Origin of the sequence: Novosphingobium sp. SG707, assembly GCF_012275515.1 — a bacterium.
Classification (GTDB): Bacteria; Pseudomonadota; Alphaproteobacteria; order Sphingomonadales; family Sphingomonadaceae; genus Novosphingobium.
In genome coordinates this window covers 55908-63762 of the sequence record NZ_JAAZQL010000015.1, presented here as the reverse complement: position 1 = coordinate 63762, position 7855 = coordinate 55908, and the positions used below count along the sequence as shown (strand labels likewise).

Below are 7855 nucleotides of genomic sequence, written 5' to 3'. Positions count from 1 at the left end.
TGCGGGATCCCCGCATTGAGCGCTGCCACGCGCGCCAGATAGGCATCCTTGGCGCTGGTATGGATGACCTGCCCCATCACCACATGTTCGACATCCGCCGGCGACAGGCCAGAGCGCGCCACCGCCTCGGCAATCACTCGCCCGCCAAGATCGGCCGCGGCAAAGCCCTTCAGCGATCCGCCAAAATCGCCAATCGCGGTGCGCACGCCGCTGACGATGTAAATGTCGGGTGATTGGGTCACGTCGGTCTGTCCTGTCATAATGGGAATAGGGAATATCGCATGGCGTCTGGCCGCGCGCCGGGCTTGCCGCAACTGCTCAGAAGATCAGGTGGCCGCCTTGGCGGCGACGGCGGCATGGATCGTGGCCGGATCGAAATAATAGGGCGTGATCTGGCAACATTTGCCATCGCGAAAGCGGAAAACCTCGCATAATTCGGCGGGCTTGAGCGCCGGATCGGCAAAGCGCAGGGACAGGATCGTCACCGCATGATCGCGCCCGGCGGTGGTTTCCACTCGGTCCATCGCCACCACATCCATCATGCCCATCACCTTGACGAACAGATCATACAGGCCGCTCTTGCCATGATAGGCCCCCGCCATCGGCAATCCTTCGGCCTCCACCGCCACAAAGTCGTCGGTCAGACGCTCGGCGGCCGCCTCCCACTGGCCGGTGCCGGTCAGTTCATAGAGTTCATCAACAAAGGCGATCATCTCGTCGGGCGTCATGGCGGCATCCTTGTCTGTGGCCTTTTGATCTGTGGCCTGTTGTCTGGCCCCATCATCGCCCCTGACGCGCCAACCACCACCTAGCGAAAAGGCTAGAGGCGACAAGCCCGTCGTGCGCCCTATCAAGGAGGCAACAAACCAACCGGGATGCCTGACCATGTCCTCTTCGCTGCCGGCCACAGCCCGCCATATCATCCTGCGCCGCCGCCCCGTCGGGGTGCCGCAGGCCGATTGCTTTGCCTTGTCCGAAACCCCGATGCCCCAGCCGGGCCAAGGGCAAATGCTGGTGCGGATGCTGGTCGGCTCGGTCGACCCGGCGATTCGCGGCTTTCTCGATGACCGGCCCTCTTATATGCCGCCGGTGGCGATCGGCGCGCCGGTCAATGGCATGTCGCTGGGCCAGATTGTCGTTTCGCATCATCCCGACTGGCCGGAAGGCGCCTTTGTGCGAGTGTTCGGCACATGGTCGGATCATTTTGTGATCGGGCCTGGCGCGCTGGGGCTGGAACAGGTGACGCCCGCGCCGGGCGTACCGCTGCGCGCCTATATGGGGGCGCTGGGGCCGGTGGGGCTGACGGCGTGGGTGGGCCTGTTTGCCGTGGGCGCGGCCAAGGCGGGCGAGACGGTGCTGATCAGCGCGGCGGCGGGCGCGACCGGCAGCACCGCGCTGCAATTGGCCAAGGCGGCAGGATGCCGCGTGGTGGCCATGGCGGGCGGCGCGCACAAGGCGCAGATCCTGCGCGATCTGGGCGCGGATGCGGTGGTGGACTATCGCGCGGTGTCCGACCTTGGCGCCGCGCTGGATGCGGCGGCGCCCGGCGGGATCGACGTCTATTTCGACAATATCGGCGGGCCGACGCTCGACCTTGTGCTGCCGCGCATGCGCGAACAGGGGCGGATTGCGCTGTGCGGCATGATCGCGCAATATAATGACGCCGACCATCCCTACGGCGTTCGGAATCTGTGGCAGATGGTGGTCAAGCGGCTGACCATGCGCGGTTTTCTGACCTATGACCATGCCGACCGGCTGGGCGAGGCGCAGGCCATGCTCGACCGTTTGCACCACGTAGGCCAGCTTCGCCCGCTGGAAAATGTCCATCATGGCTTTGAACGCTTGCCAGAAGCCTTCATCGCCCTGATGCAGGGCACAACCACCGGCAAGACTCTGGTGGAAATAGCATAAGCGGGAAAGGGAAAGCACGAGTGAGCGATAAAGTCTGGCACCGGCTGGGCGCGGAAGCCGCCGTTGAGGATGGACAAATGAGCGTCCATGCCGTCGGCGGTTGGCAAATTTTGCTGGCGCGCAGCGAGGGCGAATTGGTGGCCATCAACGATCGTTGTACCCATGCCGCCTCGCGCCTTTCGACCGGGCGTATCCGGCGCGGGGCGATCATGTGTCCGCTGCATGGCGCACGCTTCGATCTGGCCGACGGGCGCTGCATCGGCGGGGCCTATCCGGCGGTGCGGCAATTTGCGCTGCGCGTGGTCGATGGCATGGTCGAGGTCGAGGTGCCGGGTCGCGCGCCGGGCATGGATGAGACGCCGGTGGAAGCATAAGGCGCCACTCTCTGCCTGTGCCCATGCCTATGTAATGCGCTAGGCGCGCGGGGCGGCGCGAGGCTCTATCATCGCCATAAAATCAGAAATGGGAGAGCATCCATGTCCTTTACCGGCCCCGCCGAAGACCGCCTTGCGCTGCGCGAATTGCTGGAAACCTATGCCGATGCCGTCACGCGCTGCGACGCGCAGGCATGGGGCGCGACATGGGCGCCCGATGCGCAATGGTCGCTGCCCGATTATCCTGAGATTGGCACCACCCATGGCCGCGACGCCATCGTGGCCATGTGGGTCGAGGCGATGAAGCATTATCCCGGCATCATGTTTGAGGCGTGGCCGGCCAGCATCGCGGTGGATGGCGACACCGCCACCATGCGCTCCTACACCTCCGAGGTCTATGACTGGGCCGATGGCGTCCACCGCGACCGGGGGCAATATGAGGATGAATGCGTCAGGATCGACGGGCGCTGGCATTTCAGCCGCCGGACCTTTCGCAACATCCACCGCCAGATCGGCCCCAAAGGGCTGTGAGCGCCGCCATCACGCGCAACCGCTATTGGCGGCTCGACGCGCATCCGGTCGGACAGGATTTTGCCGCCGCCCTCTCGCTGCAGACCGAAACGCCCGCCCCTTTGACCGATGGCGAGGTACGGATTGCGGTGGACTATCTCTCGATGGACGCGGGCACGCGGATGTGGATGACAGGCCGCACCGATGGCTATCAGCCGCCGCTGGCGCTGGGGTCGCGGATGGTGGGGCTGGTGCTGGGGCGGGTGTGCGAGAGCCGCGCCTCCGGCTTTGCGGTCGGCGATCTGGTGCGCGGCTTTGGCCAATGGGCCGAACTGGCGGTGGTCGTGCCTGCACTCGCCGGGCTGGAGCGTATCGAGGGGCCATTGGCCGACCCGCGCGATCCCTTTGGCGTGGCGGGCTTGAACGCCTGGACCGCGCATATCGGCGTTTGCGATGTCGCCGGGGTGGGCGCGGGGCAATGGCTGGCCGTGTCGGCGGCGGCGGGGGCGACCGGGGTGATGGCGTGCCAGATCGGCCGCAATCTGGGCGCGCATGTGGTGGGGATTGCGGGCGGGCCGGATAAATGCCGCTATTTGACCGAGGTGATCGGGGTCGACCTTGCCATTGATTACCGGGCGCAGGATGTCTCGGCCGCGCTGGCCCGGATCGAGGGCGGGGTCCATGCCTATTTCGACAATGTGGGCGGGGCGCTGCTCGACGCGGTCTTGCCCAATATGGCGCATTATGGGCGGGTGGCCGTGTGCGGCATGGTGGCGGGCTATGACGGAGCGCCCCTGCCCGGCCCGGCGCGGTTTGATCAGGTGTTGATGCGGCGCTTGCGCATCGAAGGGTTTTTCATCCCCGATGTGCTGGCGGCGGGCGGGGTCTTTCCGGCGGTCTTGCGCGATTGGGCGCGCGAGGGACGCTTGTCGATGCCCTTTGACCAGAGCGAGGGCATTGAAAACGTACTGGTGGCCTATGGGCGGATGATGGGCGGGGCCAATATCGGCAAAACAATCGTGAAAGTGAGCCGCTGATGCCGATCATCCACCATCATGCCCCCTTGCGCGCGCTGGTTGCGGTGCGCGGCCATCCGTTTGACCGCACCGCCTTTGACGCGATGTTTCAGGCGATGGCGGGCGTTTCGGCCACAATGGTCGACCAACCCGCCGCCGCCTTGCTGATGAACCCGCAGGGCATGGCCGATTTCGACGCGCTGGTGCTTTATGACATGCCGGGGCTGGATTTCGAGGCCGAGGCGCCGCCGGCCTTTATCGACCCATCGCCCGCCTTGCGCGCCGGTTTTCGCGCCCTGCTCGAACAGGGCAAAGGCGTGCTGGCGCTGCATCATGCGCTGGCCGGATGGCCGACATGGGGCGATTATCACGAATGGCTGGGAGGGCAATTTCTCTATCGCCCGGCCCATGTGCGGGGCACGGACCGGCCCGACAGCGGCTATCGGCACGATGTGGCCTATACCGCCAGCATCACGCCCCACCCCATCACTGCGGGCCTACCCGCCCATTTTGCCATGCAGGATGAACTCTATCTGGCCCAGGTGTTCACCGATATGGTCGAGCCGCTGATGACCTGTGACGCCGCCTTCACCCGCGATCACTTCTGGTCGGCGCAGCGCGCTGTCGAGGGCCGGATGTTTTGCCGCGAAGGCTGGGATCATCCGCCCGCATCATCGCTCATCGGCTGGACCAAAATGGCGATCAACAGCCGCCTGGCCTATCTGCAACCGGGCGATGGCCCGGCGGCCTATGACAATGCCCATTATCGGCGGCTGGTCGAAAATGCGCTGCGCTGGGTGGCGGGCGCGCCAACGCCCGCCTGAAGGCCTCAGCGCGCCATCATCCCGCCATCGACCACCATTTCCGTGCCGGTGATATAGCGCGCCTCATCCGAGGCGAGAAACAGGTTCATGTTCGCAATGTCCTCGGGCGCGCCCATATAGCCCATCGGGATAAGCGCCATTGTCGCGTCATAATTGGCGGCATTGTCTTCGAGCGCCACGCCCTGAATGTTGGTGGCGATCATGCCGGGATGGACCGAATTACAGCGAATGCCGTCGGTCGCGCCCTCGAGCGCCACCACCTTGGTCAACAGCCGCACGCCGCCCTTGGAGGCGGCATAGGACGCGCAGCCCGGAACCCCGATCAATCCGGCCACCGAGGAAATGTTGATGATCGCCCCGCCGCGTGCCTTGCCGTCACTGCCTGCGCGGCGCATCATCGCCATGGCCCGGCGCGCACCCTGAAACACACTGGTCAGATTGACATCGATCTGGCGCTGCCAATCGGCGGTGGCGACCGTGTCCATCATGCCCAGCACCGCAATCCCGGCATTGTTGACCAACACGTCGAGCCGCCCTTCGGCCTCGTCAATCGCGGCCATCACGCGGTCCCAATCGGCCTCGCTGGTCACATCATGGGGCAGTGCGACCGCATGGCCGCCGCTCTGGCGGATGCCCTCGGCCACCTTTTCCGCCCCGGCCAGATCGCGGTCGGTCAGATAGACTCTGGCGCCTTCCTGCGCAAAGCGGATCGCGGTGGCGCTGCCCAATCCGGGCACCGAGGCCCCGCCGGTCACCAGCGCCACTTTTCCTTGCAACCGTGCCATAATCCTTGCTCCTGCCTATCAAAAAAGGGCGGCGCGAGAACCCCGCGCCGCCCCCGGTCATCATCACAATCTCAGAACTTGACGCCCAAAGTGGCGCCATAGGTGCGAGGCTCCAGCGCCGAGGCGAAGGACCACAGGCCCGCCACCGTGAAGGCCGCCGTGGTCGTGCGCGTATCGGCCAGATTGCGGCCAAAGACGCGGACATAGGCATCGGCGCCCTGCAGCTTGAAATTGACCGTCATGCTGGCGTCGAGCAGATCCTGGGTGGCGGTGCGCACGCGGGCGTCATTGCCGTTGACGATCACCTTGGTCACCGTGGCCCCCGACATCACCGGCGTCAGCCCGCCCAGCGAGATCTGCGAGTCGTAAGGATCGATGTGGCGCAGGCCCAGCGTTGTGACCACATTGCCGAAGCCGGTCTTGGCGGTATATTCGGCATTGACCGAGCCGGAGAACTTGGGCGCATAGATCAGATTGTTGTTTGAATAATCAAAGGGAACAATCGCCCCGCCATAGATGTTGCCCACCACAAAATTGCGGAAGTGCGAATCCATGACCGATGCGCTGGCGGTCAGCTTCAAGCCTTCCATCGGGCGCAGGGTGGCGTCCATTTCCACGCCCTTGATCGTGGCGCCGCCCACATTGCTGGTGATCGTCTGGTTGCCGGTGGGGCCGCCGGGGATAGTGGTGTTCTGCTGCATGTTCTTGTAATCGGAAATGAACCCGGCCACATTGAATTGCAGCATGCGGTTAAGCGCGTCGAATTTCGCGCCGATTTCATAGGAATCGACGGTTTCGGGCTGGAAGGGCGTGCTGGCCGTGGCCGCCGTGGCGGCGCGAGGGCTGAACCCGCCCGAACGATAGCCGCGCGACCAGCTGGCATAGAACATCATGTTGGTGTTGGGCCGATAGTCGACGCCGATCTTGGGCGTGAATTTGGAAAAGCCGCGCTTGCCCGAGCCCACCAGACCGGTGCTGGCAAAGCTGTTGGTCAATTGCTTTTCGTCATGGCTCCAGCGGCCGCCAAACGAAATGCGCCACTTGTCGGCCACCGCCCAGTTGAAGTCGCCAAACAGGGCATAGCTCTCGGTCTTGCCATAGACGCTTTGGGCGTTGGTATCGAAAACGCAGGGCGGCGTTGTCGGGCTGAAGCCGAACACACGCGAGCATTGGGTCAGATTATAGTTCGAGGTGAAGTAATAGACCCCGGCGACATAATCGAAGCCATCAAACAATTTGCCCGCGCCGCGCAATTCCTGGCTGATTTGCGTATAACGCTGGCGGCGGTCAACGTAATAAAGATCGGTCGAGGAACCATCGAAGTCCTGCGTCTGATATTCCTTGGTATGGCGCCAACCCGTGATCGAGGTCAGTTTGATCCCGCCGACATCATAATTCATTTCCAGCGTGGCAGCGGGGGCTTGGTAATTGCTGGTCGCGCTCTGGCCAAAGGTGGTGTAAATATCGGTGGTGGTGTTGCGGTTGCATTGGTTGGCCGGTTCATAGGAACAGAACAGCTCGCTGCTGTTCGCGATATTGGCCACCACAGGGTCGAAATTCTGCGTGGTGTTTTCCAGCGTCAGGATCGCGTCAAAGCTGGAATTTTCAGGGCGATAGCGCAGGGCCGCGCCGAAATTGTCGCTCTTGCTCCACCCGCTGGGCTGTTTGGTGGTGACGTTATTGTAAAAGCCGTCGGTCTGATTGTGGAAATACCAGAACTTGGCGCCCAAAGATGAACCATTGCCGACATTGACCACCGCCTTGGCGTTCCATGTGTTCCACTGGCCATATGAGCCTTCGACCTTGACGCCGTTCTTCATCGTCGGCTTGGTGCGGCGAATGTTGATGACCCCACCGATAGTGTTGGCGCCAAACAGCGTGCCCTGCGGCCCGCGCAGCACTTCGAGCTGTTCGATGTCGAAAGCATCCTGCAACTGGCCCGTACTGGTGCCGATGGTCACGCCATCCACCACCACGCCCACCGTCGGGGTCTGGCTCTTTTCGATGTCGGCATAGGTCAGGCCGCGGATCGAAAGATTGGCCGCCTGGCCGCCCGAATTCTGCTGGGTGATCAAAAGGCCGGGCGCCGCCCCGGTCAAATCGCCGATATTGGCCGAAGCCTTGTTTTCCAGCATGCCCGCATTGATCGCGGTGATCGCTACGGGGGTGGTCTGCAGAGTTTCGGACCGGCGGCGTGCGGTCACGATGATGGCGTTGGAATCGACCGGCATCTGCGCGGCGGCCTGCGCTGTTCCGGCCTGTTGCGCCGACGCCGCCATGGGCGCCCCGGCCAGACACGAACCAATCAATAAGCCGCTCATGGCGCGCTTTGCAAAGATGCTCTGCATGTCCTTCCTCTCCGTGGATTATCGCGAAGGGGTATGCCCCTTTCCGTCCACGGCAACCTAAGCTCGGTAAGGCAAACGAACCTACTG

At 63.6% G+C, this 7855-nt stretch carries 8 protein-coding genes and 1 pseudogene; 5 read left to right on the top strand and 4 right to left on the bottom strand.

From position 1 onward, the window contains the following. Positions 1–242, bottom strand: a pseudogene (locus FHW92_RS24145) (acetyl-CoA C-acyltransferase); the annotation flags it as partial. An 84-nt stretch (positions 243–326) separates the two neighbouring features. Then, entirely contained in the window at positions 327–728 is a 402-nt protein-coding gene (locus tag FHW92_RS24140; protein ID WP_168605847.1) for a nuclear transport factor 2 family protein, read from the bottom strand. A 157-nt stretch (positions 729–885) separates the two neighbouring features. On the opposite strand from FHW92_RS24140, the gene FHW92_RS24135 reads away from it, so the two are divergent. The 5 genes from FHW92_RS24135 to FHW92_RS24115 all read left to right on the top strand — a co-directional run bounded on the left by FHW92_RS24135 (position 886) and on the right by FHW92_RS24115 (position 4635). Beyond that, positions 886–1911, top strand: a complete 1026-nt coding sequence (locus FHW92_RS24135; protein WP_168605846.1) for an NADP-dependent oxidoreductase — start codon at positions 886–888, stop codon at positions 1909–1911. Positions 1912–1931: 20 nt separating this feature from the next. After that, positions 1932–2285, top strand: coding sequence for a Rieske 2Fe-2S domain-containing protein (locus FHW92_RS24130; protein ID WP_168605845.1), 354 nt, complete (start codon positions 1932–1934; stop codon positions 2283–2285). A gap of 102 nt (positions 2286–2387) precedes the next feature. After that, positions 2388–2816 carry a nuclear transport factor 2 family protein gene (locus tag FHW92_RS24125; protein WP_168605844.1) on the top strand — a complete coding sequence of 143 codons (429 nt, stop codon included), beginning with the start codon at positions 2388–2390 and terminating at the stop codon, positions 2814–2816. Continuing rightward, positions 2813–3832 (top strand): NADP-dependent oxidoreductase, encoded by a 1020-nt coding sequence (locus FHW92_RS24120; protein WP_349237749.1) that lies wholly within the window; start codon positions 2813–2815, stop codon positions 3830–3832. The genes FHW92_RS24125 and FHW92_RS24120 overlap by 4 nt, the downstream gene beginning before the upstream one ends. Then, on the top strand, positions 3832–4635 hold the full coding sequence (locus tag FHW92_RS24115; RefSeq protein WP_168605843.1) for a ThuA domain-containing protein: 804 nt from the start codon (positions 3832–3834) through the stop codon (positions 4633–4635). Before FHW92_RS24120 ends, FHW92_RS24115 begins: the two co-directional genes overlap by 1 nt. Positions 4636–4640: 5 nt before the next feature. Here the strand turns inward: FHW92_RS24115 and FHW92_RS24110 are convergent, their stop codons facing one another. Then, the gene (locus tag FHW92_RS24110; protein ID WP_168605842.1) at positions 4641–5420 is read right to left on the bottom strand and encodes a glucose 1-dehydrogenase; all 780 of its coding nucleotides are present in this window, start codon (positions 5418–5420) and stop codon (positions 4641–4643) included. A gap of 71 nt (positions 5421–5491) precedes the next feature. Continuing rightward, on the bottom strand, positions 5492–7741 hold the full coding sequence (locus FHW92_RS24105) for a TonB-dependent receptor (RefSeq protein WP_246870406.1): 2250 nt from the start codon (positions 7739–7741) through the stop codon (positions 5492–5494). Positions 7742–7855: the final 114 nt, after the last annotated feature.

Coding starts and splice junctions, on each gene's coding strand:
- FHW92_RS24105 (WP_246870406.1), bottom strand. CDS start 7,741: ATGAGCGGCTTATTGATTGGTTCGTGTCTGGCCGGGGCGCCCATGGCG.
- FHW92_RS24125 (WP_168605844.1), top strand. CDS start 2,388: ATGTCCTTTACCGGCCCCGCCGAAGACCGCCTTGCGCTGCGCGAATTG.
- FHW92_RS24135 (WP_168605846.1), top strand. CDS start 886: ATGTCCTCTTCGCTGCCGGCCACAGCCCGCCATATCATCCTGCGCCGC.
- FHW92_RS24110 (WP_168605842.1), bottom strand. CDS start 5,420: ATGGCACGGTTGCAAGGAAAAGTGGCGCTGGTGACCGGCGGGGCCTCG.
- FHW92_RS24115 (WP_168605843.1), top strand. CDS start 3,832: ATGCCGATCATCCACCATCATGCCCCCTTGCGCGCGCTGGTTGCGGTG.
- FHW92_RS24140 (WP_168605847.1), bottom strand. CDS start 728: ATGACGCCCGACGAGATGATCGCCTTTGTTGATGAACTCTATGAACTG.